This is a genomic window from Pseudomonas bananamidigenes, assembly GCF_001679645.1.
In the GTDB taxonomy this organism is placed as follows: domain Bacteria; phylum Pseudomonadota; class Gammaproteobacteria; order Pseudomonadales; family Pseudomonadaceae; genus Aquipseudomonas; species Aquipseudomonas bananamidigenes.
The window spans coordinates 1-22591 of record NZ_LRUN01000035.1; the positions used below are offsets into that span (position 1 = coordinate 1).

The 22591-nt window shown below is 59.3% G+C and carries 26 protein-coding genes; 13 read left to right on the forward strand and 13 right to left on the reverse strand.

What is annotated here, in order from left to right; all coding sequences use genetic code 11:
• Positions 1-162: DUF6021 family protein (locus BBF94_RS28160; RefSeq protein WP_225875051.1), on the reverse strand; the 162-nt coding region annotated here is incomplete at its 3' end.
• 95 nt (positions 163-257) lie between these two features.
• The gene (locus BBF94_RS12570) at positions 258-929 is read right to left on the reverse strand and encodes a peptidase C39 family protein (RefSeq protein ID WP_065259347.1); all 672 of its coding nucleotides are present in this window, start codon (positions 927-929) and stop codon (positions 258-260) included.
• A gap of 231 nt (positions 930-1160) precedes the next feature.
• Between BBF94_RS12570 and BBF94_RS27970 the strand changes: the two genes are divergently transcribed.
• On the forward strand, positions 1161-1328 hold the full coding sequence (locus tag BBF94_RS27970; RefSeq protein ID WP_176704452.1) for a hypothetical protein: 168 nt from the start codon (positions 1161-1163) through the stop codon (positions 1326-1328).
• 73 nt (positions 1329-1401) lie between these two features.
• Here BBF94_RS27970 and BBF94_RS12575 read toward each other — a convergent pair whose 3' ends face one another.
• Both BBF94_RS12575 and BBF94_RS12580 read right to left on the reverse strand, forming a co-directional pair.
• The gene (locus BBF94_RS12575; protein ID WP_065259348.1) at positions 1402-2151 is read right to left on the reverse strand and encodes a TerC family protein; all 750 of its coding nucleotides are present in this window, start codon (positions 2149-2151) and stop codon (positions 1402-1404) included.
• A 28-nt stretch (positions 2152-2179) separates the two neighbouring features.
• Positions 2180-2422 carry a hypothetical protein gene (locus BBF94_RS12580; RefSeq protein WP_065259349.1) on the reverse strand — a complete coding sequence of 81 codons (243 nt, stop codon included), beginning with the start codon at positions 2420-2422 and terminating at the stop codon, positions 2180-2182.
• A 143-nt stretch (positions 2423-2565) separates the two neighbouring features.
• Here BBF94_RS12580 and nhaR point away from each other — a divergent pair, with 143 nt between their 5' ends.
• Positions 2566-3465 (forward strand): transcriptional activator NhaR, encoded by a 900-nt coding sequence (gene nhaR / locus BBF94_RS12585; RefSeq protein ID WP_065259350.1) that lies wholly within the window; start codon positions 2566-2568, stop codon positions 3463-3465.
• Here nhaR and BBF94_RS12590 read toward each other — a convergent pair.
• Positions 3462-4622: an MFS transporter gene (locus BBF94_RS12590; RefSeq protein ID WP_065259351.1), complete on the reverse strand. Its 1161-nt coding sequence runs from the start codon at positions 4620-4622 to the stop codon at positions 3462-3464. The genes nhaR and BBF94_RS12590 overlap by 4 nt on opposite strands.
• A gap of 337 nt (positions 4623-4959) precedes the next feature.
• Here BBF94_RS12590 and sstT point away from each other — a divergent pair, with 337 nt between their 5' ends.
• The gene (gene sstT / locus BBF94_RS12595; protein WP_065259352.1) at positions 4960-6192 is read left to right on the forward strand and encodes a serine/threonine transporter SstT; all 1233 of its coding nucleotides are present in this window, start codon (positions 4960-4962) and stop codon (positions 6190-6192) included.
• Between the two features lie 64 nt (positions 6193-6256).
• Here sstT and BBF94_RS12600 read toward each other — a convergent pair whose 3' ends face one another.
• Positions 6257-6766, reverse strand: coding sequence for a DUF1993 domain-containing protein (locus tag BBF94_RS12600; protein ID WP_065259353.1), 510 nt, complete (start codon positions 6764-6766; stop codon positions 6257-6259).
• A gap of 124 nt (positions 6767-6890) precedes the next feature.
• Here BBF94_RS12600 and BBF94_RS12605 point away from each other — a divergent pair, with 124 nt between their 5' ends.
• On the forward strand, positions 6891-7541 hold the full coding sequence (locus BBF94_RS12605; protein WP_065259354.1) for a YceH family protein: 651 nt from the start codon (positions 6891-6893) through the stop codon (positions 7539-7541).
• Positions 7542-7557: 16 nt separating this feature from the next.
• Here BBF94_RS12605 and BBF94_RS12610 read toward each other — a convergent pair whose 3' ends face one another.
• Positions 7558-8076 carry a cupin domain-containing protein gene (locus BBF94_RS12610; protein ID WP_065259355.1) on the reverse strand — a complete coding sequence of 173 codons (519 nt, stop codon included), beginning with the start codon at positions 8074-8076 and terminating at the stop codon, positions 7558-7560.
• Between the two features lie 84 nt (positions 8077-8160).
• Positions 8161-8979 (reverse strand): shikimate 5-dehydrogenase, encoded by an 819-nt coding sequence (locus tag BBF94_RS12615; protein ID WP_065259356.1) that lies wholly within the window; start codon positions 8977-8979, stop codon positions 8161-8163.
• 254 nt (positions 8980-9233) lie between these two features.
• Here BBF94_RS12615 and BBF94_RS12620 point away from each other — a divergent pair, with 254 nt between their 5' ends.
• From BBF94_RS12620 to BBF94_RS12630, 3 genes are all read left to right on the forward strand, one after another.
• Positions 9234-9578, forward strand: a complete 345-nt coding sequence (locus BBF94_RS12620) for a hypothetical protein (protein ID WP_065259357.1) — start codon at positions 9234-9236, stop codon at positions 9576-9578.
• Positions 9579-9824: 246 nt separating this feature from the next.
• Positions 9825-10019, forward strand: a complete 195-nt coding sequence (locus tag BBF94_RS12625) for a hypothetical protein (protein ID WP_065259358.1) — start codon at positions 9825-9827, stop codon at positions 10017-10019.
• Positions 10020-10121: 102 nt separating this feature from the next.
• Complete coding sequence (locus BBF94_RS12630) at positions 10122-10304, forward strand: hypothetical protein (RefSeq protein ID WP_065259359.1); 183 nt, start codon at positions 10122-10124, stop codon at positions 10302-10304.
• Here BBF94_RS12630 and BBF94_RS12635 read toward each other — a convergent pair.
• Complete coding sequence (locus tag BBF94_RS12635) at positions 10301-11362, reverse strand: AI-2E family transporter (protein WP_065259360.1); 1062 nt, start codon at positions 11360-11362, stop codon at positions 10301-10303. The two genes, BBF94_RS12630 and BBF94_RS12635, sit on opposite strands and share 4 nt — an antisense overlap.
• A gap of 156 nt (positions 11363-11518) precedes the next feature.
• Between BBF94_RS12635 and trhP the strand changes: the two genes are divergently transcribed.
• Positions 11519-12847, forward strand: coding sequence for a prephenate-dependent tRNA uridine(34) hydroxylase TrhP (gene trhP / locus BBF94_RS12640; RefSeq protein WP_065259361.1), 1329 nt, complete (start codon positions 11519-11521; stop codon positions 12845-12847).
• Positions 12848-12970: 123 nt separating this feature from the next.
• Here trhP and BBF94_RS12645 read toward each other — a convergent pair whose 3' ends face one another.
• Positions 12971-13684 carry a FadR/GntR family transcriptional regulator gene (locus BBF94_RS12645; RefSeq protein ID WP_065259362.1) on the reverse strand — a complete coding sequence of 238 codons (714 nt, stop codon included), beginning with the start codon at positions 13682-13684 and terminating at the stop codon, positions 12971-12973.
• Positions 13685-14046: 362 nt separating this feature from the next.
• Here BBF94_RS12645 and BBF94_RS12650 point away from each other — a divergent pair, with 362 nt between their 5' ends.
• Together BBF94_RS12650 and gudD are read left to right on the forward strand one after the other, a co-directional pair.
• On the forward strand, positions 14047-15393 hold the full coding sequence (locus tag BBF94_RS12650) for an MFS transporter (protein ID WP_065259363.1): 1347 nt from the start codon (positions 14047-14049) through the stop codon (positions 15391-15393).
• Between the two features lie 14 nt (positions 15394-15407).
• Positions 15408-16751, forward strand: coding sequence for a glucarate dehydratase (gene gudD / locus BBF94_RS12655; protein ID WP_065259364.1), 1344 nt, complete (start codon positions 15408-15410; stop codon positions 16749-16751).
• A gap of 118 nt (positions 16752-16869) precedes the next feature.
• On the opposite strand, the gene BBF94_RS12660 is transcribed toward gudD, so the two are convergent.
• Positions 16870-17745 carry a LysR family transcriptional regulator gene (locus BBF94_RS12660; RefSeq protein ID WP_065259365.1) on the reverse strand — a complete coding sequence of 292 codons (876 nt, stop codon included), beginning with the start codon at positions 17743-17745 and terminating at the stop codon, positions 16870-16872.
• Between the two features lie 160 nt (positions 17746-17905).
• On the opposite strand from BBF94_RS12660, the gene ampC reads away from it, so the two are divergent.
• Positions 17906-19072: a class C beta-lactamase gene (gene ampC / locus BBF94_RS12665; RefSeq protein ID WP_065259366.1), complete on the forward strand. Its 1167-nt coding sequence runs from the start codon at positions 17906-17908 to the stop codon at positions 19070-19072.
• Positions 19073-19132: 60 nt separating this feature from the next.
• Here the strand turns inward: ampC and BBF94_RS12670 are convergent, their stop codons facing one another.
• A complete protein-coding gene (locus BBF94_RS12670) occupies positions 19133-19405 on the reverse strand; it encodes a hypothetical protein (RefSeq protein ID WP_065259451.1) in 273 nt (90 codons plus the stop codon).
• A 546-nt stretch (positions 19406-19951) separates the two neighbouring features.
• On the opposite strand from BBF94_RS12670, the gene BBF94_RS12675 reads away from it, so the two are divergent.
• Complete coding sequence (locus tag BBF94_RS12675; protein ID WP_065259367.1) at positions 19952-21319, forward strand: AAA family ATPase; 1368 nt, start codon at positions 19952-19954, stop codon at positions 21317-21319.
• Positions 21312-21932, forward strand: coding sequence for a retron system putative HNH endonuclease (locus tag BBF94_RS12680; protein ID WP_065259368.1), 621 nt, complete (start codon positions 21312-21314; stop codon positions 21930-21932). Before BBF94_RS12675 ends, BBF94_RS12680 begins: the two co-directional genes overlap by 8 nt.
• A gap of 83 nt (positions 21933-22015) precedes the next feature.
• Here BBF94_RS12680 and BBF94_RS12685 read toward each other — a convergent pair whose 3' ends face one another.
• Positions 22016-22582, reverse strand: a complete 567-nt coding sequence (locus BBF94_RS12685) for a DUF4174 domain-containing protein (protein ID WP_065259369.1) — start codon at positions 22580-22582, stop codon at positions 22016-22018.
• Positions 22583-22591 lie beyond the last annotated feature (9 nt).

Genomic DNA, 22591 nt, shown 5'->3' on the forward strand with positions numbered 1-22591 from the left:
TTTTTTGTCATCGCCATGCGCTACGTCCCGTGGAGCCTTGGCCGGACCGACGGGATCGACTTGCGGATCATCCAGATCGGGCGAGTCGGGATCGAATCCCGGCTTTTCGCCACTGGCATGCTCGGATGAGTGAGGGCCACGGGGAGATTGGGGAATTGCCATAGTCGTCTCCTGGGAACGAGGCCCGGAAATAACCGGGCGCTACTGTTCAGAGACCTGCAGATTTTCAGGGTGCCCGGCAGGTGACGAACGGGGCCTTATTGTGAACCGAGTGCCTTTCTTGCTTGTGCGGCCTCTCGCTCCTGGCCGGCCTGCGCCAGCTCATCAGCGGCTTTCAACCAACGCTGGCGATCGACCGCTGCCGGGATCTGTGAAGGTTTTTGAATCAATACCGCCCAGCCACCCGACTTCTCGAGCGCCGATTCAAAAGAACTGAAGCTCATCAGTTCACGGCGGTTCATCCCGGCACGCAGCAGCACATTTTGCTTCTTGCGGTCATAACCGGAAAGAATCGCGTAACGCGGCTCGGCCCAGAACGCCGACCCTTCACTGAAACGCACCATCACCGGATACCCTGCCGCCACCTGAGTCAGCAACGCCGGCAAACGGGCATCCAACGGGTATACGACCATGCCGTATTCACGCGCCAGGTTCTGCATGTTCTGCTGCAACTGATTTTCGGCGCCCGGCAGGTGCAGGGGTTTTTCCAGCAGGCCCGGGGTGATCACGATGCCCTGCTGCGACAGCAGGCTGGCCAGCACCTGCGGCCCGCTCTGATTGGCTTCGCCCCGATAAAAGGTGCCACTGAGCTCGACCCGTTCCGGCAGGCGCTGGACTTCCGGCGCCACGCTGCCCGCACACCCCACCAAAGCTGTCACGCAACCGGCCACCAGCAGTGCCATGCGAATCCGGGAAAATAGCTGCACCATCGTCACTCTCTTGATCAGTTACCGGTCATCGTGTTCCGGCTTGGTCGAGGATCATAGGACGGCGCAACGCTGCGGTATAGCCCGAAGGCGCAGATCCATCGGCTGCATAGAGCGAAGTGATTGGTCACCACCGACCTTTGGTCAATAGCCTGAAACACGCCAGCGACTAGACTGTCATTCGATAGACAGCAAAAGAGAAAGCGCCCGACGCAGGGCAAAGAGGAGGCACCGATGAGCCTGACCATGACCATTGTGATGTTGATTGCCGGCTGGCTGGCCGTCGCCGCCGCCATGTTGTGGGGCGTACTGCGGATTTCCCGGCGTCATCACCACCCTGTACAGCCCGCACCGATCAAGAAAGTCGAGAAACACAGCGCCCGTCACGCCACCGCGCACTGACTGCTTTCAACCGATTCAAACGAAAAAGGCCGCGTGACTCTTGCGAGTGACGCGGCCTTCGCTTTTCCAGCGGTTACGCCTGGGCAGCCAGCTTCTTCTGCTTCGCCCGACGGGACATCATGTTCAACACTTCAATCGCAGCCGAGAACGCCATGGCGGCATACACATAACCTTTCGGTACATGGGCGCCGAAGCCTTCGGCGATCAGCGTCATGCCGATCATGATCAGGAAGCCCAGGGCCAGCATCACCACCGACGGGTTGTCGTTGATGAATTTTGCCAGCGGATCAGCCGCAAACAGCATCACCAGCACCGAAACCACCACCGCGATCACCATGATCGGCAAGTGTTCGGTCATGCCGACCGCCGTGATGATGCTGTCGATCGAGAACACCATGTCGAGCATCAGGATCTGTCCGATCGCGGCAGCGAAACCCAGGGTCACGGTCGAGGCGGCGGTTTTCGGGTCTTCCGGTGCCGGATCCATGCTGTGATGGATCTCGGTCGTCGCCTTCCAGACCAGGAACAGGCCACCGGCGATCAGGATCATGTCCTTCCAGGAAAACGCCTGGCCAAGGATCTCGATGACCGGCTCGGTCAACTGAACAATGAACGCGATGGTGCTCAACAGCGCCAGACGCATGATCAGCGCCATGCCGATACCGAGGCGGCGGGCCTTCTGCCGATACTGCTCGGGCAGCTTGTTGGTCAGGATCGAAATGAAGATCAGGTTATCGATGCCGAGCACGATTTCCATCACCACCAGTGTTGCCAGAGCAATCCAGGCCGTCGGGCTGGAAGCGAGTTCTAACAGGTATTCCATGGGTCAGTCCTGACTCTTGTAAGACGATTTAGATGGTTTTGGAGGAAGATTCGTATTTTTCCGCCTCTTTTTCCGGGGCTTCTTTTTTCTCGATCAGGCCGCCAGTGACCTCGCTGAGCGCCTGCTCGGCGGCTTTGTGCGTGTCGTCGATGGCCTGTTTGGCACTCTCGGCGGCCTTGCCCATCAATTGCTGGGCGCTTTTTTCAGCCTGGTCGCAGCCAGCCATAAGCAGTAAAGACGTAAACATCAGTGCCGGGATCGTGTATTTCATAAGGATTCCTTCGAATGAACAGACAGGTCACGGACCACCCGTCGATGGCTGGGCATTCTAGGGAGACAAACACTTCAGAAAAATTCGTATTTTCAGCGGCTATACTTCGATTTATACGAACTGAATCTGGCGGACCGGACCCCGTGCTCAATTACCGACAACTGCACTACTTCTGGGTGGTGGCCAAGACCGGCAGCATCGTGCGCGCCTGCGAGCAACTTAACCTGACACCGCAGACCATCAGTGGGCAGATTTCCTTGCTTGAGCAGACCTACGGCATCGAGTTGTTTCAGCGCGTCGGCCGACAGCTCGAACTCACCGAAGCCGGACGTCAGGCCCTGCCCTACGCCGAACAGATGTTTCAGATCGGCGGCGAACTGGAACTCATGCTGCGCGCCCAGCCCAACGAACAGCAGATCCTGTTCCGGGTCGGCGTGGCGGACGTGGTGCCCAAATCCATCGTCTATCGCCTGATCGCACCGACCATGGAGTTGAGCGAACCGCTGCGCATCACCTGCCGCGAAGACAAACTGGAACGGTTGCTGGCAGATCTGGCGATCCAGCGCCTGGACCTGGTGATCTCCGACAGCCCTATGCCGTCGCACCTGGACATCAAGGGCTACAGCCAAAGGCTCGGAGAGTGCGGGATCAGTTTCTTTGCCACCGCCGAACTGGCGGCGCAATACGGTCAGGACTTTCCGCGCAGCCTGCACGGCGCGCCGCTGTTGATTCCCGGAGCCGAAACCGTGGTGCGCAGCCGTCTGCAGCGCTGGTTCGCCGAACAGCAGATTCAACCAAGGATTGTCGGGGAATTCGATGACAGCGCCCTGATGCAGGCGTTCGGCCAGTCCGGCAGCGGAATTTTCATTGGCCCGAGCGTGATCGCCGATGAGGTGAAACGCCAGTACGGCGTTGAATTGATCGGCCAGACCGATGCGGTGAGCGAGTCGTTCTATGCGATCTCGGTGGAACGCAAGTTCAAGCACCCCGGCATCAAAGCGATTACCGAAGGTGCCCGACGCGAGCTGTTTACCGGGTTTTAAGCCTGCGCGCAAACCTCGCGCGGCTTGAGCACCATCAACACCATGGCGAGGAAAATCGACAGCAGGATGAACGCGGCAGCGGCGAAACCGACGAAGCCCAGGCCCGCGTTGTCGATTACCCGACCGCCAATGATCGCGCCCAGACCGATCCCGAGATTGGCTCCGGCGATATTCAGCGATGCGGCAAAGGCCGGTGCTTCAGGTGCCGCTTTCATCAAGCGTACGTGGCTGACCAGAAACAGCGCGGCCTGCGTCACGCCCCAGATGCCCATCGCCGCCGCCAGGCCCAGCGACGAATTGATGTTGGGCACCAGCGCCACCATCCCGGGAATCATGAACGCGCAGAACATCACCGAAGCCATCAATGGGTGACGATCCACCGCGCGACCGCCCAGCGAGTTGCCGATCAGGCCGACCGCACCAAAGCCCATCAGACACCAGCCGACCACGGTGCCATTGAAACCGGCCAGACGTTCAAGGATATCCGCCAGATAGGTGTAGGCCGTGAACATGCCGCTGAACACCAGAATCGACAGCAGCACATGGCCAAGCATCAACGGGCTGCGCAGAATCTTGAACTGCGATCCGAAGCTGACCTGATGCTGGTGCAGGCTGGTTTTCGGCAGGTAGACAAACAGCAGCAACGCCTTGGCGAATGCGATGACCGCCAGAATGGCGAATGCGCTGCGCCAGCCGAAGGCATCGGAAATCAGCGTACCGACCGGGATGCCGAACACCGTGGCGCAGACGATGCCGAAGCCGATCTTGGCAATGGCGCGACCGGCGAAGTCCGGACCGACGATGTCTACTGCGGTTTCACTGGCCAGGGCCCAGAACACCGGCAGCCCCAGTGCCGGGATCAACCGTGCAATGGCCATGACCCAGATGTTCGGCGCCAGAGCCGCCACGGTATTGGCCAGACCGAACATGACCAGAATGGTGATGAACAGCTTGCGCCGTTCGAAACGGGCGAAATATGCCGTCAAGAACGGGCCGAACATGGCCACGGTGAAAGCGAATAGCGTCACCAGCAACCCGGCTTGCGGGATGGTGACTTCCAGGTCTCGGGCAATCGCCGGCAGCAGGCCGACGATGACGAACTCCGTGGTCAGCACCGTGAATCCGGCGGCAGACAACAGAAGGATGGGCAACAGCATGGGGAACTCCAGCAAAACGACGGCACCGGCGCTGACCTGAAGGCCCGCCGGCAGAACATGAAAATAAGGATGCGCAATCTTAACAGAGTGTTCCCGGAGTGACTTGCACAAACCTGTCTATATTGCAGAACGTTTCGGTGGCAGATCGTCACAGGCCTGAAGGATAAGGCCTACGCTGTGATAAAGTCCGCGCCCTGAAAAACGTACACCCTGTTCAGCCACCCGTTAAACGGCGTGGCTGTCGCGTCATTCCTTACGGTTCGTGTCTGTGGCCTGCCCCCGATTCATCGCCCGGATCACACAACCTTGCACCCTATAAAAAAGCAGAGATGCCGTTATGACCGCTTCATCCCCTTCTCTAATGCAACGCCTGAAAAGCCTCAGCCTGGTCACGCAGATCCTGATCGGCCTGATTGCCGGCATCGCCCTGGCGCTGTTCGCGCCCGAAGCCGCCAAAGGCACCGCCTTCATCGGCAAGGTGTTCGTCTCGGCGCTCAAGGCCGTGGCGCCGATCCTGGTGTTCGTGCTGGTCATGGCCTCGATCGCCAACCACAAGCACGGTCAGGAAACCCATATCCGGCCGATTCTGTTCCTGTACCTGCTGGGCACCTTTGGCGCTGCGGCGGTGGCGGTGGTTGCCAGCACGATGTTTCCGTCGCATCTGGTGCTGTCCACCGATAACGTCGCCGTCACTGCACCGGGCGGCATCGGCGAAGTCCTGCAAAGCCTGCTGCTGAGCGTGGTCGATAACCCGGTCACTGCATTGATGAACGCCAACTTCATCGGCATTCTGGCCTGGGCCATCGGCATGGGCGTGGCGATTCGGCATGCCGGCGACACCACCCGGGAAGTGGTCAGCGACCTGTCCAACGGCGTGACCCTGATCGTGCGCGTAGTCATTCGTTTCGCACCCCTGGGCATTTTCGGTCTGGTGGCTTCGACCCTGGCCACGTCCGGTTTTGGCGCACTGGTGGGTTACGCGCACCTGCTGGCAGTGCTGCTGGGCTGCATGCTGTTCGTGGCCTTGGTGATGAACCCGCTGATCGTGTTCTGGAAAATGCGCCGCAACCCGTATCCGCTGACGCTCAAGTGCCTGCGCGAAAGCGGCATCACCGCGTTCTTCACCCGCAGCTCGGCGGCCAACATTCCAGTCAACCTGGAGCTGAGCAAGCGTCTGGGCCTGCATGAAGACACCTACTCGGTCTCGATTCCGCTGGGTGCCACCATCAACATGGCCGGTGCGTCGATCACCATCACCGTGCTGACCCTTGCCGCCGTGCACACCCTGGGCATTGCCGTGGACATCCCGACCGCGATCCTGCTCAGCGTCGTCGCTGCGATCTGCGCGTGTGGCGCGTCCGGTGTGGCCGGCGGTTCGCTGCTGCTGATTCCGCTGGCGTGCAGCCTGTTCGGCATTCCGAGCGAGATTGCCATGCAAGTGGTGGCGGTCGGCTTCATCATCGGTGTGTTGCAGGATTCGGCCGAGACGGCGCTGAACTCCTCCACCGACGTGTTGTTCACCGCTGCGGCTTGCCTGGGCGAAGAACAGAAAGCACAACGTCCGGCGTAAACACCGAGCGCAACAAAAAGCCCGCCAAGGCGCAAACCTTGGCGGGCTTTTTGTTGCGACGGGTTTAGAACGCGCCCATGTAATCGCGCTTGCCGATTTCAACGCCGTTGTGACGCAGCAGGTCGTAAGCAGTGGTGACGTGGAAGAAGAACTGCGGCAGGCCGTAGCTCAGCAGGTAGGCCTGGCCGGAGAAGCGTTTCTCTTTCGGAGTGCCCGGACGGGTCACGATTTCGATGCCTTCCTTGCCATTGATCTGCTCGGGCTTGATCTCGCCGATGAAGGCCAGAACCTTGGCGATCAATGCTTGCAGCTCGGCGAAGGTGGTTTCGGTGTCGTCGTACTTGGGGATTTCGACTTCGGCCAGACGCGAGGAAACGCCTTTGGCGAAGTCCACGGCGATCTGCACCTGACGCACCAGCGGGAACATGTCCGGGTACAGACGCGCCTGCAGGAAGGCGTTCGGGTCGATGTTTTTCGCGGTGGCGTGGGCTTCGGCCTTTTTCAGCACATCGCTCAGGGCGTTGAGCATTTGCTGGAAAACCGGAACGGATGCGGCGTACAGGGAAATGGTCATGCCAGTCTCACAGGGTGGCTGGGTAAATCGTGGGGCGATTATAGCCATGCTCGCGGACCGTGCGACTTGTCTTTTATCCAGCAAGGATTAGGCTAGGCGCCTTCGACTGCAGAGGGAACGCGCGATGTCCACAGAACTTGAAACCAACGTCAACGAACCACGGCTCAACGCCACGGAAATCCGCATTCTGGGCTCGCTGATCGAGAAGCAGGCCACCAGCCCGGAAACCTATCCGCTGACCCTCAACGCATTGGTGCTGGCCTGCAATCAGAAAACCAGCCGGGAACCTGTGATGAACCTGACCCAGGGCCAGGTCGGCCAGAGTCTGCGCGCCCTCGAAGGCCGGGGTTTCGCCAAACTGGTCATGGGCAGTCGCGCCGACCGCTGGGAACACAAGGTCGACAAAGCGCTGGAGCTGGTGCCGGCACAGATGATTCTGACCGGGCTGATGTTCCTGCGCGGCCCGCAAACCGTCAACGAGCTGCTGACCCGCAGCGGGCGCATGCATGAATTCGAAGACGCCGAACAAGTGGTGCATCAGCTTGAGCGCCTGATCGCTCGGGATCTGGCGGTGCTGATTCCGCGTCAGGCCGGCCAACGCGAAGATCGCTACACCCACGCGCTGGGTGATCCGGCGGACATCGAGGCGATTATCGCGGCGCGACAGAATCCGGGTGATCGCGGTACTGCCAGCGGTGTTTCAGTCGAGCGCATCGAAGAGCTGGAAGCACGGATTGCGGCGCTGGAAGAACGCCTGGCACGCCTCGAAGCGTAAGCGCAGCGGGGCGGCGTCATTCGCCGTCCCAGTAATCCACCCCGTCCGACTGCCGAGCCACCGCGACGAAGCCCGAGGCATTGCCCTCGGCATCGATGCTGAAGTTATCCATCACCGCGTACTTGTTCGAGTCCGGGTACTCGCAGATGTCCGGTTGCTGCTGGGTACTGACCGCCAGATAACGCAGCTCCTGCGCGCTGGTGTTGATGATTTGATGCGCCTTTTCCGGGCCGCCCGGCGGGCAGGCGATCACGTCGCCGGCGCGGATCGGGAAACGCTCGGCGGCCAAGCGCACCTCCCCTTCCCCGGCCACCACGTAGAACATTTCCTCATTGACCCGATGACTGTGAAACGGACTGCCGCGCATGCCCGGCGGCAGCGCATACAGCCGATAACCGAGCTTTTGCGCGCCCAGTTGCTGACCGATTCGGGCGAACCGCTGCTGATAACGTCCGGCGGTTTCGCCTCCGGGTGCCAGCGCTTCGGGCAACGGTTCGAGTTCGACGTCATTCAGGTTGAGGATGGGCGGATGCATGCAAACCTCGGTTTTTGTCGTGGGGCAAGTCTGTGCCTGCTGATCCGGCAGTATAGGCAATGACCATCCCGACACCGAGATCAATCAACTGCGGGCAAACGCCACCGCCGCCTCGAACTGCTCGACCGTCGGCCGCACGCCGGTGTAAAGCACAAACTGCTCCAGCGCCTGGATCGCGATCACTTCCAGCCCGGTGATGACCTTTTTGCCTTCGGCGCGACCACGCACGATCAATGGCGTTTCCGAGGGGATTGCCACCACATCGAACACCGTATCGGCAGACTTGATCACATCCACCTCAAACGCCAACTGACCTGCTTCCGGACCACCGTCCATCCCCACCGGGGTCACATTGACCAGCATCTGCGGGCGCTCCTCACCCAAATCCGCCTGCCAGCGATAACCCAACGAATCCGCCAGCGCCCGGCCGGCACGCTCGTTGCGGGCCACGATCAAACCCTTCCTGTAACCACCATCGCGCAAGGCACTGGCTACTGCCTTGGCCATGCCACCGCTGCCGCGCAAGGCAAAGGTCGAGTCCTTCGGCACCGCATGGGTTTCCAGCAACTGGGCGATGGCGATGTAATCGGTGTTGTAAGCCTTGAGATGGCCGTTGGTGTTGACGATGGTGTTGATCGACTGGATCGCCGCTGCCGACGCATCCAGCTCGTCGACCAGCGCAATGCAGGCCTCCTTGAACGGCATCGACACGCCGCAACCACGAATGCCCAGCGCGCGAATGCCCCCGACAGCGCCCGGCAAATCCTGACTGCTGAAGGCCTTGTAGTAAAAGTTCAGACCCAGCTGCTCGTACAGATGGTTATGAAAACGCAGACCGAAATTCCCGGGACGCCCAGACAGGGACATGCACAATTGGGTGTCTTTGTTGGGGTTCATCTGCATGGGAGTCTCCTTCAAATGCACTTTCGGATGGACGGGATTAGCCAGACCATCGGGTTCTGAACGATCATAAGGCGGTCTGTTCCGGGCATCACAGCCATTGCATGCAACCCGGTAAGCAAGCCGGTACAGACCTTACACAAAATTTACCCAGCCGCCGTGCTGTTTTTCCAAATGTTGCTGTCTTAGAAGTATCCCCGCGCTATCCCGAGCCTGATGCTGGCCCGGACGCCGGGTCGAAGAACCGAGGATTAATCATGATTCGTAAACTCCCCATCGTGGCCTTGTTGATCGGTGCATGCGCTGTCACAGGTCAGGCAGAAGCCCATGGCGGTGGCTGGCAGGGCCCGGCGGTATTTGGTGCGATCGTCGGCTCGGCCATCATCGGCTCGGCGCTCATCAACCAGGATCGTCCGGTGTACGTTCAACAGCCTGTTTACGCTCAACCGGCGCCGGTGTACGTGCAGCCACCGCCACCACCGGTCTATTACCAGCCGGCCCCGGTCTATGTACAACAACCGGTTTATGTACCAGGCCCGGTCTACTACGGCCCGCCCCGTGGCTACTACGGCCACCCGCACTACTACGGTGGTCGCTGGTAAGCTCACAGACAGAGCCCCGCTTTTACAGCGGGGCTTTTTGTTGGCCCCGGGAAAGCCAACCGTCCGTCGGCCAACGTCTGAAAAAATCTCGCCAAGGTCGCTGTGGAGACAGTTTCACCCGTTAAAGTCGGCATGATGGACTCGACCGTCGGGCCGAAACACAAAACGGTCATCGATTTGTCATGACGGAACCGCAATCTGAATCCGTCCGCATACAACAGGTTGATAACAACAAGGACGACTGGAATGCCAACACAGAATCCGCACCGCATCGTCGGTTTATGCACCTCGGGCAAGGTCTACAACGCCCTGACCGAGCTCAAGCACCTGGAAGGTCATCGCACGGCGAAGTTTCTCTCGCTGCTGGCGGAGAACCTGGTACGCAAGGGTTTGCTCAACGAACACGAAATCGTGCACATGCTCGATCAAGTGGTGGACTGAGCCAGCCCTCACTGGCGTCAATGACCACTATCGAAAGCGTTGATTGTCCCTGAAACGACCAACCCCCTAAGGTAGCTCCATAGATTGATGGAGGTACTTTTCATGGCTCAGGTTCAAATCATGTCCGTTGTCGGCAGCGCCGTTCCCGCATCCCTCAGAGAGCTCGGATTGCTCGCCTGCTGGTATCTGGTGCGCGACGGCGAGCCGGTCAGCGGTCCGCTGACTTCACTGCCAGCCGCCCAGGCGCTGTCGCAACAACTGATCAACGGCCCGTTCAAGGCTTAAGGCAACTGCACCTTCGGTCTGGTTTCGACGAACAGCGCCCAGCTCGACATGAACAAGGCCGCAATCAGCGGCCCGATCACGAAACCATTGAGGCCGAACACCGCCATCCCGCCCAGCGTCGAAATCAGGATCATGTAGTCCGGCATGCGTGTGTCCTTGCCCACCAGCACCGGACGCAGCACGTTATCCACCAGGCCGATCACGAATACCCCGAACAACGCCAGTACCACGCCCTGCCAGATCATTGCGCTGAGCAGAAAGTAAACCGCCACTGGCGCCCAGACGATCCCGGCCCCCACCGCCGGCAACAGTGACAGAAACGCCATCAACACCGCCCAGAGCAACGCACTGGGAATATCGAGAAACCAGAAGATCGCGCCGCCCAGCGCGCCTTGGGTAATGGCCACCACCAGGTTGCCCTTGACGGTGGCGCGCACCACCCGATTGAACTTCAGTTGCAGTCGGCGCTTGTGATGTTCCTCCAGCGGCACCGCCGTGCGCACCTTGCGCGCCAGTTCGGCGCCATCGCGCAGAAAGAAGAACAGCAAGTACAGCATGATGAAAAAGCTCACCACGAAATCGAAGGTGCCCTGACCGAAGCTGAACGCCTGGGTCGCCAGCACCTGACTGCCCTGCATCGCTGCCTTGACGATTTTCTCGCGCACGGCATTGAGTTCGCCCATGCCGAAACGGTCGAGCAGATGCTGAAAATACGGCGGCAGGCTGTGCTTGAACTGCGCCAGATACGCGCCGATATCGAGCTTGCCGCTTTCGATATTGTCGTAAAGCGTCGCCCCTTCCTGCACCAGCAACACGCTGATGACGATCACCGGCAGAATCGCGATCACCACGCAGATACTCAAGGTGCACAGCGACGTCAAATTGCGTTGCCAGCCGAACCTCTGTTGCAACCGACGCTGCATCGGCGCGAACACAATGCCGAGAATCACTGCCCAGAACACCGCGCCGTAGAATGGCAGCAGGATCCAGATGAAGGCGACGGTCACCAGCAAGAGCAGCACGGTGAGGGATTTGAATTGCAGACTTTTTGGGTTCATGTCCGGTCCATGTCAGTCAGGCGCCAAACGCGCCCGCCCAACTTAGTCAGCCCGTGCCCGCGCGAGTGCCATCTTTGTTCAAGGAGCATAGATCCAGATCAATAAACCCTCGCCGCACCTCGTTTACCCTCCCGCGCTTTTGCGACCGACACCGCCATGACGCCCTCCTTCACCCCGGAACTGCTCGCCCCCGCCGGCACCCTGAAAAACATGCGCTACGCCTTCGCCTACGGCGCCGATGCGGTTTATGCCGGGCAGCCGCGCTACAGCCTGCGGGTGCGCAACAACGAGTTCGACCACGCCAATCTCGCCCTCGGCATTCGTGAAGCCCAGGCTCAGGGCAAGCGTTTCTACGTGGTGGTCAACATCGCGCCGCACAACGCCAAGCTGAAGACCTTTCTCAAGGATCTGGCACCGGTGATCGAGATGGCGCCGGACGCGCTGATCATGTCCGACCCTGGCCTGATCATGCTGGTACGCCGTCATTTTCCGCAGATGCCAATTCATCTTTCAGTGCAGGCCAACACGGTGAACTGGGCGAGCGTCGAGTTCTGGCAGCAACAAGGGTTGAGCCGGATCATCCTGTCCCGGGAACTGTCGCTGGAAGAAATCGGCGAAATCCGCGAACAGGTGCCGGGCATGGAACTGGAAGTGTTCGTCCACGGCGCATTGTGCATGGCTTACTCCGGGCGCTGTCTGCTCTCCGGCTACATGAACAAGCGCGATGCCAATCAGGGCACCTGCACCAATGCCTGCCGCTGGAAATATTCAGCACAAGAGGCTACGGAAAATCAGCTCGGCGAAATCGTCCAGACCTTCGAACCGCAACCGACCCTGGGCCTCGGCGCCCCCACCGATCAGGTGTTCCTGTTGCAGGAAGCCAATCGTCCGGGCGAGATGATGCCGGCCTTCGAAGACGAACACGGCACCTACATCATGAATGCCAAGGACCTGCGCGCGGTGCAGCACGTCGAGCGCCTGACCCGCATGGGCGTGCACTCGCTGAAGATCGAAGGCCGGACCAAATCGCACTTCTATTGCGCGCGCACCACTCAGGTCTACCGCCGGGCCATTGATGATGCGGTGGCCGGACGCGAATTCGACCGCAGCCTGATGACCGATCTGGAATCCCTCGCCCAGCGCGGCTACACCGAAGGTTTCCTGCGCCGACATGTGCATGACGAATACCAGAACTATCAGAACGGCAGCTCGGTGTCGGAGCGACAACAGTTTGTTGGCGAACTGACCGGAGAACGCCGGGACCGGCTGGCCGAGGTCAAAGTGAAAAACCGCTTTGCCTTGGGCGATCATCTGGAACTGATGACACCCAAAGGCAACTTTCACTTTGACCTGCACGAATTGCAGAACCTCAAGGGCGAAGCCATCGACGTGGCGCCGGGAGACGGGCACACCGTGTACTTGCCGATTCCGGATGCCGTGGATTTACGCTTCGGGTTGTTGATGCGTGATCTCGGCGCTGTTTAAAAGCACCGGAAAAAAGCGCAGACGTTCAAGAAGCGCCCTCAAAGCATGAGGCCCGGAGTGTCCGGGTCGTGCTCGTTGGAGGTGCCGCCGCACTGCGCGTGCCATTGAACAGACCAGTGGCAATCAGCTCGTGGCGGAAAACCGGTCACGACTGTTGCTCAGATGCAGCCACATCGCTGCCCGGGCCGCATCAGCATCCTGGCGCTTGATCGCATTGAAGATCGCCTCATGCTCCAGGTTCGCCAATTGCCCGAGCTTGCTCAAATCCACCGCCCCGCGCTCGGCCGCATTGACCCGGGTGCGCGGAATCATTGCGCTGCCCAGGTGCTGCATGATTTCGGTGAAGCAGGCATTACCAGTGGCTTCGGCAATCAGCAAATGAAAGCGCCGGTCGGCCTCGACGCAACTGTCGTTGTTGGCCAATAGTCGCTGATAGTCGTCCAGCGCCTGATGCATCTGCAGCAGTTGCAGCTCGGTGCGGCGCTGCGCGGCCAGTGCCGCCGCTTGCGTCTCCAGACCCATGCGCAATTCGAGAATGCTGCGCACGCCCAGCGCGGTGTCGACATTCAGCCGCAGCCCTTGCTCCGGCGCACGCTCGATCACGAACGTGCCGATGCCGTGCCGTGTCTCCACCAGCCCCGACGCCTGCAACTTGGAAATCGCCTCACGCACCACGGTGCGGCTGACGCCGTGTTCCTGAACGATCGAGTTTTCCGACGGCAACTTGTCACCGGGCAGCATCTGGCCGAGCAGGATGCTCCGGGAGAGCTTTTCCACCAGGTCATGGGCCAGGTTGTGCGCACGCTTGCGTGCGGGAGCTTCGAGGTCTTCTTGCATGGTTCGGATCCACAGGTCATGGCTGATCGATCGTAACACTGCGTCGAAGACTTGTATGAGCTCCTATGATTTCCTACGCCAAACTTGTATGACAACAGGGAAATTTCCTTGGCAAACCCTCATCGACGATAACGCCGTCTCCTCCCGATCAAGGGCGTTCGTCTCTGCCTCACCTCAAAAAAACTTCTATAAAACCCAATAAATACGGCATAAACAGCTAAAAAGCATAAAAACAATTCGCTGTAGATAAATTTGATTGGACGTCTCTGCTTGTAGGACAAAAAAATCTAGTTGTATGATGTCTATCAACAAGCAACACCCAACCACACCCCGCATAAAAATAACGAGTGGGAGAAAACCAAGTGAAATCATCCATTGCCGGGATGAGCGAAGGCGCCGATTTCGCGCTGTCCTGCGCCATCGCCAAAGTCAAACGCCACGTCCTGCCGCTGTTCGTCATCATGTTCATCGTCAACTACATCGACCGCGTGAACATCGGCTTCGTCCGCACCCACATGGAACATGACCTCGGCATCGGCGCCGCGGCCTACGGGTTCGGTGCCGGTCTGTTCTTCATTGGTTACGCGCTGTTCGAAGTCCCTTCCAACATGCTGCTGCAAAAGGTTGGCGCGCGAATCTGGCTGACCCGCATCATGCTCACCTGGGGCCTGGTGGCCGCCGGCATGGCGTTCATCCAGAACGAAACCCACTTCTACATCCTGCGGTTTCTGCTGGGTGTGGCCGAGGCCGGGTTCTTTCCCGGGGTGATCTACTACTTCACCCGCTGGCTGCCCGCCGCGGAGCGCGGCAAGGCAATTGCGATTTTCCTGAGTGGCTCGGCCGTGGCCTCGCTGATCTCCGGACCACTGTCCGGTCTGCTGTTGCAGATCGAAGGTCTCGGACTGCATGGCTGGCAATGGATGTATTTCATTGAAGGCATGTTTTCGGTCGGCCTGTGCGTGTTCGTGTGGTTCTGGCTCGACGCCAGCCCCCAAGACGCGAAATGGCTGAGCCGCGCCGAGCAGGATGCGCTGGTCCAAGCCATCGACGACGAACAGAAGGCTCGCGAGGCCGCAACCCCGATCCGGCCGTCCATGGGCAAGCTGCTCAAGGATCGCCAGATCATTCTGTTCTGCCTGATCTACTTCTTCATCCAATTGACGATCTACGCCGCGACGTTCTGGCTGCCGAGCATCATCAAGAAAATGGGCGAGATGAGTGACTTCCAGATCGGCCTGTTCAACTCGATTCCGTGGCTGCTGTCGATCATCGGCATGTATGCGTTCGCCTCGTTCTCGGCGAAGTGGAAACACCAGCAGGCGTGGGTGGCCACCGCCCTGTTGATTGCCGCAGCGGGGATGTTCATGTCCACCACCGGCGGGCCGATCTTCGCGTTCGTCGCAATCTGTTTTGCCGCGCTGGGTTTCAAGTCTGCGTCGTCGTTGTTCTGGCCGATTCCGCAGGCCTATCTCGATGCGCGGATCGCCGCTGCGGTGATCGCGCTGATCAACTCGGTGGGCAACCTCGGCGGCTTCGTCGCCCCCACCACGTTCGGCCTGCTGGAACAGCACACCGGTTCGATCCAGGGCGGCCTCTATGGTCTTGCCGCGACTTCGATCATCGCCGCGCTCATCGTGTTCGCCGCCCGCACGACACCCAAATCCGCACCTGATATCGCCGTGGCCGATGCCGCACCGAAACACGCTTGAAAGGACAATCCGAAATGACCGCACACGACATCGCCAAAGCCCCGATCATCACCGAGATGCAAGTCATCCCGGTGGCCGGCCACGACGGCATGCTGCTCAACCTGAGCGGCGCCCACGGGCCGTTTTTCACCCGCAACGTCGTCATCCTCAAGGACAACGCCGGCCACACCGGCGTCGGTGAGGTGCCCGGTGGCGAACGCATTCGCCAGACCCTTGAGGACGCTCGCAGCCTGGTGGTCGGCAGTCCGATCGGTACGTATCAGAAAATCCTCAACCAGGTTCGCCAGGCTTTCGCCGACCGCGACGCCGGCGGCCGTGGCCTGCAAACATTCGACCTGCGCATTACCATTCACGCGGTCACCGGCCTCGAAGCCGCCCTGCTCGACCTGCTCGGCCAGCACCTCGACGTGCCGGTGGCCGCACTGCTCGGTGAAGGCCAGCAGCGCGATGAAGTGAAGATGCTCGGTTATCTGTTCTACGTGGGCGATTGCCGGGAAACCGACCTCGCCTACCGCAGCGAACCGGATGCCGACAACGACTGGTTCCGCGTGCGTCACGAGAAAGCCATGACCGCCGACGCCGTGGTGCGCCTGGCCGAGGCGGCCCATGGGCGTTACGGCTTCAAGGATTTCAAGCTCAAGGGCGGCGTGCTCAGCGGCGATGCCGAAATCGAAGCGGTGACCGCACTGGCCGAGCGCTTCCCCGACGCCCGCATCACCCTCGACCCCAACGGCGCGTGGTCATTGAAAGAAGCGATCCGGTTGTGTCGCGATCAGCATCGTGTACTGGCCTACGCCGAAGACCCGTGTGGTGCGGAAAACGGCTATTCGGGCCGTGAAGTGATGGCCGAATTCCGTCGCGCCACCGGCCTGAAAACCGCCACCAACATGATCGCCACCGACTGGCGCGAGATGGGGCACGCGATTCAGTTGCAGTCGGTGGATATTCCGCTGGCCGACCCGCATTTCTGGACGATGCAGGGCTCGGTGCGCGTGGCGCAGATGTGCCACGAATGGGGCCTGACCTGGGGCTCGCATTCCAACAATCACTTCGATATATCTCTGGCGATGTTCACCCACGTGGCCGCCGCCGCACCGGGCGACATCACCGCCATCGACACCCACTGGATCTGGCAGGACGGCCAGCGCCTGACCAAGGCCCCGCTGCAAATCGTCGACGGCTGCGTGCAGGTGCCGAAGAAACCGGGGCTGGGTGTGGAACTGGACATGGATCAGGTGAGCAGGGCCCACGAACTCTATAAAGGCATGGGCCTTGGCGCGCGGGATGACAGCGTGGCGATGCAGTTTCTGATTCCGGGCTGGACGTTCGATAACAAGCGTCCCTGCCTGGTGCGCTGATCCGGATTCAACGCAATTTCCTGTGGGAGCGAGCTTGCTCGCGATGGCGGAGTGTCAGTCAATAAATTTTTCGAATTTGAGGCCGTCTTCGCGAGCAAGCTCGCTCCCACAAGGACTTTCATTGGCCGGAAATTTCCAGCAGCCAGTGCCTGAACGCTGCCATCGCCGGCGTCTCCGGCCGTGACTGCAAGCGCGTCAGCCAATAGCTGCCGGTGGTGATTTCGATGGCAAAGGGTTGGCGGATCAGGTCCGCCGCCAGTTGCCGGGCAAACATCAACGGCGGCGCCAACGCCACTCCGCCCCCTTGCAGCGCCGCTTCCATCATCGCCAGCGACGAATCAAACACGATGCTCTGAGGCGGCGCGGCGTGGGTGGCCATCCCTGCCGCATGAAACCATTCCGGCCACTCATCGGTGCGATAGGAACGCAACAGACGCTGCTGCAGAAGATCCCCTGGCGCGTGCAATTGCCGGGCGATTTCCGGCACGCAGAGCACCGATAACGGCGCCTCCAGCAAACGGGTCGCCTCGATACCGTGCCACGCCCCGGCGCCAAACCGGATCGCGTAATCCAGGCCTTCGGCAGCGACGTCCACTCGATTGTTGTTGGTCGACAGCCGCAAATCTATGAGCGGATGTTTCGCCTGAAAGTCCGCCAGCCTCGGCAACAACCAGCCCACGGCAAAAGTACCTACCGCGCCGACCGTGAGCATTTCCCGATACTGCCCGCCCGCCAGACGCTCGAGCATCTGCGCGATATGATCGAACGACGTGGTCAGCACCGGCAGCAGGGTTTCGCCCTCGCCGGTCAGCATCAGCCCCCGTGGCAGGCGCTTGAACAGGATCACGCCGAGTTGCGCCTCGAGGCTTTTGACCTGATGGCTGACAGCCGCCTGAGTCACGCACAACTCCACCGCAGCACGGGTGAAGCTCAAATGACGCGCAGACGCTTCGAAAGCGCGCAGTGCATTCAAGGGCAATTGAGGTCGAATCATGCCAGATCCCAAATTTTTCTAATGGCTCGTCCGAGTTTTCATCGTTTGTCGAAAGGCGCCGGACTGCCTAGATTTGGCGCTGCCGATCAGCCGGCCCGACGGAAAACACTCGCAGTGTAGCGGGATAACACCAACAACACTCATGGAGAGTGGCTCAACGATGCCTTCAATCAACCTGAACAAACTCAAGTCCTGCAGCGCTTTCGGACTGTTCTTCAGCGCCGCCACCTGCCTGGCTGCCTCACAGAGCGACGACCAGTTGCAGGCGCTGGTCAAGGCCACCGTGACACCGGTGATGCAGCAGCAGGACATTGCGGGCATGGCGGTCGCCGTGACCGTCGATGGCAAGGCCCATTACTTTAACTACGGCATTGCCGACAAAAGCACCGGGCAAGCAGTGAGTGAGAACACCCTGTTCGAAATCGGCTCGGTGAGCAAAACCTTCACCGCAACCCTCGCTGCCTACGCCCAGGCCACCGGCAAACTCGAATTTTCCGACAAGGCCAGCCAGCACTGGTCCGAGCTGAAAGGTAGTGCCTTCGACCAGATCAGCCTGCTGCAACTGGGCACCTACAGCGCGGGCGGGCTACCACTGCAATTCCCGGATGCCGCAGATTCTTCCAACAAGATGCTCGGCTATTACCAACAGTGGAAACCGACGTATCCCGCAGGCAGTCAACGTTTGTATTCCAATCCGAGCATCGGCCTGTTCGGCTACCTGGCGGCGAAAAGCCTCGGCCAGCCGTTCAACCAGCTCATGACTGAAACCCTGCTGCCGAAACTCGGACTCAAGCACACCTACCTGTCGGTGCCTGCGTCTGAACAAAAGCTCTATGCCCAGGGCTATGACAAGAACAACAAACCGATCCGGGTCAGCCCCGGCGCACTGGATTCCGAAGCTTACGGCGTGAAAACCAGCGCCGCCGACCTGCTGCAATATGTCGAAGCCAACCTCGACACCGCGAAACTCGAAACACCGCTGCAGAAAGCCATCGCCCTTACTCACACCGGCTACTACACCGTCGGCGACATGACCCAGGGCCTGGGCTGGGAACGCTACACCTACCCAATCAGCCTCGACCGCCTGCTGGACGGCAACTCGACGCCGATGGCCATGGAACCGCACAAGGTCAAATGGCTCAACCCGCCACAATCCGAACCGGCGAACGCGCTGCTGAACAAGACCGGTTCCACCGCCGGCTACGGTGCCTACGTCGCGTTCGTGCCATCGAAAAAGGTCGGGATCGTGATTCTGGCGAATCGCAATTACCCCAACGGGGAGCGGGTGAAGATTGCGCACAGGATTCTGGGTGAGTTGACCCGGTAGTCACGCCATAAAAAACGGGCGACCTGAGAGGGTCGCCCGTTTTTGTTTGAGGGTTTGAAACTAGGCCTGTAGCTTCCAGCCCAGTACATCCATCAGGTCGCAACTGTCGCGCAGCGGGATTGCCAGCACCCGGGCGAAGTCCTGTAGCAGTAACGCGTCGTGGCCAGTGTCGTCGTTGAGGGAAAGTGTTTCCAGCAGCTGAGTCACGCTGCGCAAGCGGTAGGCGGCGGTGCCGTGGAGTACGTCTACCGGAGCTTCGCGGTCGATCAGGAGGCAGGGAATCTGGCAGTCGATGCCGGTGATGGGGATGTAGCGGGGTTTGGGGTTGGCGATGTGTTCGGGGGATTCTGGGTTCGCGGGAGTTTCGGGTGCGTTCGAATCAAATTTTTTCATACGTGAAGATCTCGTGCAGTTAGAGAAAAAACTGCCGAGCTCCCTTCCACGAGAGGGTGGCAGCTTTGCGCAGGTGTGGAAGTCCGGGCCCCCGAAAAAACCCGGTGCACTCGAGCGTGCTCCTGCGCATAGCTGCCATAAGCAAACAATGTTGGCATAAAAGGCGCCAACAAGTGTTTACAGGCGCACATGCGCTTTCGGGATTCACCGGACTTCCACATCCGACCGCTGATTTTGCAGCGGCTCGATGAGGTTATCGGCGTTCGGCTCAAGCCACCAGTTCACCGGCGCCACCGCGGTTTGAAGGAAATGTCCGAGGGATTTGAAGGGTGTTGCGCAGCTCATCAAGCTGGAATATGCGGCAACTATTTTCATGGGTGACCGGGTGAAATGGAGTATCTACACTCCACCGAATCAATCCGTGGCCGAGGATGACATAATGCGCGCCAAAGCGTTTAAACCGACTGACCCTCGAAGGGCGTTGTAATGGAAATTCTTAACTTAAACCTCAAGGATGTAGGTCGGTTCGCCGACCTTACCCTTCACCTCGCCCCCACAAATAAGAACTCTTCGAACATAACGGTGATCGTAGGAAATAACGGTGCTGGGAAAACCACACTATTGAAGTCACTTGCTACCTCTCTGAGCTGGTTGGTCGCCAGAATTCGTACCGAAAGAGGTATTGGCAGTCATCTAATAGACGACGACATTCGCAATGGCGCCTCGTTTGCGATGGTCGCTGTGGCCATGATAGACGGGTCTAAAGCACGGTCAAACGTTCCCAAAAAAGTGACAGACGAAATTTTATTTGTCTGGACGGTTGCAAGATCCAAGCAGGGGAGAAAGTCGAGTGTTCATAGCGAATTAACTGAGACTAGCCGCCTAGCTGACCTCTATCGCACAAAGTTGACTGCCGATGACAAAGCATCACTTCCCCTAATTGCGTACTACCCAGTTGAACGCTCAGTTCTTGAAATCCCTTTAAAAATCAAGACAAAACATACTTTTGATCAGTTGGACGGCTACGACAACTCGCTCAACCGAGGCGTCGATTTCCGTCGTTTCTTCGAATGGTTCCGCGAGCGCGAAGACAGCGAAAACGAAACCGGGATTTCCGATTCGGCACTGGCTGAAATTTCAGAAAAGTTCGGCCCGGATAGTGACGTCTGGAAAACCCTGTCCAAACTGAAAGCCTCCTCGCGCGACCGCCAGCTAACCGCCGTCCGCTCCGCCATCGCTGCGTTCATGCCCGGCTTCACCAACCTGCGCGTGCAACGCAAACCACGCCTGCACATGGCCATCGACAAGGATGGCGTCACCCTCAACGTCGCCCAACTCTCGCAAGGCGAGAAGTCGATGATGGCGCTTGTCGGTGATATCGCCCGCCGCTTGGCAATGATGAACCAGTCGCTGGACAACCCGCTCCACGGCGACGGCATCGTGCTGATCGACGAAGTGGATCTGCACCTGCACCCAAAATGGCAACGCAGCTTGATCCGCCAACTGAGCGAAACCTTCCCCAACTGCCAGTTCGTACTGACCACCCATTCGCCACTGGTGATCAGCGATGCCAAGGATGTGCTGGTTTACGTGCTCAATAACGGAGAGCTCCACGAACACAACGGCCTTTACGGTCTCGATGCCAATCAGGTGTTGCTGGAAGTCATGGACACCGATATCCGCAACAGCGACGTTCAAAAACGTTTGAACGCGTTGCTCGAACGCTTGCAGGACGGTGATCTGGAAACCGCACAGAAGCTATTCGCCGAACTGGCAGAAGAGCTTCCAGACGGTCATATCGAACTGGCGAAAGCAGCGCTGTTGCTGCGCAAGCTGGAGCTGCGTCGTGCGTAAGATCACCAAGGGAGCCGAGCCGGAACAACTCATCAGATGGAAACGCGCCAACACAACATTACGTTACCGGGACCTGCCCAGCGAAGAACGTGTGAGCCTGCGCACTGCTTGTATAGCGGAACAGTTCAGCCTTTGCGCCTATTGCTGCCAGACCATTGCAGGCGACAACTCACATAACGAGCACGTTGAAGCCCAGGATAAAGCCCCCAATCGCACATTGGAGTTCACCAACATCGTCGCCAGTTGCCAGCGCCAGAATCAATGTGGACATCATCGAGGCACGCGCCCACTGGATCTGACGCCTTTGATGGAGGAATGCGAGTCGGAATTGAAGTTTTATCTGTCCGGTAGAGTGACCGGCAAAACTGAGCGCGCAAATTCAGCTCTGGAAATTTTGAATCTCGGTCATACCGAAGAAAGCAATCGCGGACTCATAGGAGCACGGAAACAGCTGGTTGATCAGCTGATCTTTACAGGAGGCATGCAACCTGATGACCTTGAAGATGAAGAGCTTCTGGACATTCTCCTTGATGACATGCTGACTCCCAAGAATGGCCAGCTTGCGGCTTTTTCTCCGGTTCTGGTCAATGTCATCCGTCAGCTCCTGCCCTGATATTCAAAGTATCGCGGTCATTCCGGCGGGCAAAAAAATGGCGAACGCTTGATAACGTTCGCCATTTTCATTCAGAGCCTGCCTCAATCATCCGGCATTTCCGGTGGCTTGGCCGGTTTGGTCGGCTTCGTCGGTTTTGTCCCTTTAGCGCCTTTGGCCGGCGCCGGTTCTGCAGCAGCCGGGGCCGTGACCACGGTGGAAGTAGTTTCTTTCTCGGCGGCTGGCAGCGCATCGATGGTGTCGAAAATTTTCTTCAGGTCGACGGTCGCCGCTTCATCCCCCGAAGCCGACAGTTTGGTCTCGCCATCCTTGCCCACCAGGAAGACCTTGGGATACGCCCCGGCGCCCAGCTTCAGCGAGCGCAGCAGCGCCATGGTTTGCTGCTGCTCCATGCTTTTGCCATCGACCTGACCGCTCATGCTCAGGATGGTGTAAACCTTGATCTTGCGGTCGGCGATGCCTTGTTTGTTGGCCGGGTCGTCCAGCGCTTTTTTCAGGCTGACCCAATAAGAATCGACCGTACTGGAAGCGATCACGATCACCGGGCGGTTGATGCCCTTGTCGACGTCCAGGGGGGAATCGCCGTCTGCGGCGAACAAGGGGCCGGCAATCGCCAGCAAGAGTGTCAGGGTCAGTGACCTGATGAGCATGCGCATCTC

Excerpts from the sequence above, each read along its gene's own strand:
- BBF94_RS12570 (WP_065259347.1), bottom strand. The coding sequence starts at position 929 with ATGGTGCAGCTATTTTCCCGGATTCGCATGGCACTGCTGGTGGCCGGT.
- BBF94_RS27970 (WP_176704452.1), top strand. The coding sequence starts at position 1,161 with ATGAGCCTGACCATGACCATTGTGATGTTGATTGCCGGCTGGCTGGCC.
- BBF94_RS12575 (WP_065259348.1), bottom strand. The coding sequence starts at position 2,151 with ATGGAATACCTGTTAGAACTCGCTTCCAGCCCGACGGCCTGGATTGCT.
- BBF94_RS12580 (WP_065259349.1), bottom strand. The coding sequence starts at position 2,422 with ATGAAATACACGATCCCGGCACTGATGTTTACGTCTTTACTGCTTATG.
- BBF94_RS12590 (WP_065259351.1), bottom strand. The coding sequence starts at position 4,622 with ATGCTGTTGCCCATCCTTCTGTTGTCTGCCGCCGGATTCACGGTGCTG.
- sstT (WP_065259352.1), top strand. The coding sequence starts at position 4,960 with ATGACCGCTTCATCCCCTTCTCTAATGCAACGCCTGAAAAGCCTCAGC.
- BBF94_RS12600 (WP_065259353.1), bottom strand. The coding sequence starts at position 6,766 with ATGACCATTTCCCTGTACGCCGCATCCGTTCCGGTTTTCCAGCAAATG.
- BBF94_RS12605 (WP_065259354.1), top strand. The coding sequence starts at position 6,891 with ATGTCCACAGAACTTGAAACCAACGTCAACGAACCACGGCTCAACGCC.
- BBF94_RS12610 (WP_065259355.1), bottom strand. The coding sequence starts at position 8,076 with ATGCATCCGCCCATCCTCAACCTGAATGACGTCGAACTCGAACCGTTG.
- BBF94_RS12615 (WP_065259356.1), bottom strand. The coding sequence starts at position 8,979 with ATGCAGATGAACCCCAACAAAGACACCCAATTGTGCATGTCCCTGTCT.
- BBF94_RS12620 (WP_065259357.1), top strand. The coding sequence starts at position 9,234 with ATGATTCGTAAACTCCCCATCGTGGCCTTGTTGATCGGTGCATGCGCT.
- BBF94_RS12625 (WP_065259358.1), top strand. The coding sequence starts at position 9,825 with ATGCCAACACAGAATCCGCACCGCATCGTCGGTTTATGCACCTCGGGC.
- BBF94_RS12630 (WP_065259359.1), top strand. The coding sequence starts at position 10,122 with ATGGCTCAGGTTCAAATCATGTCCGTTGTCGGCAGCGCCGTTCCCGCA.
- BBF94_RS12635 (WP_065259360.1), bottom strand. The coding sequence starts at position 11,362 with ATGAACCCAAAAAGTCTGCAATTCAAATCCCTCACCGTGCTGCTCTTG.
- trhP (WP_065259361.1), top strand. The coding sequence starts at position 11,519 with ATGACGCCCTCCTTCACCCCGGAACTGCTCGCCCCCGCCGGCACCCTG.
- BBF94_RS12645 (WP_065259362.1), bottom strand. The coding sequence starts at position 13,684 with ATGCAAGAAGACCTCGAAGCTCCCGCACGCAAGCGTGCGCACAACCTG.
- gudD (WP_065259364.1), top strand. The coding sequence starts at position 15,408 with ATGACCGCACACGACATCGCCAAAGCCCCGATCATCACCGAGATGCAA.
- BBF94_RS12660 (WP_065259365.1), bottom strand. The coding sequence starts at position 17,745 with ATGATTCGACCTCAATTGCCCTTGAATGCACTGCGCGCTTTCGAAGCG.
- ampC (WP_065259366.1), top strand. The coding sequence starts at position 17,906 with ATGCCTTCAATCAACCTGAACAAACTCAAGTCCTGCAGCGCTTTCGGA.
- BBF94_RS12675 (WP_065259367.1), top strand. The coding sequence starts at position 19,952 with ATGGAAATTCTTAACTTAAACCTCAAGGATGTAGGTCGGTTCGCCGAC.
- BBF94_RS12685 (WP_065259369.1), bottom strand. The coding sequence starts at position 22,582 with ATGCTCATCAGGTCACTGACCCTGACACTCTTGCTGGCGATTGCCGGC.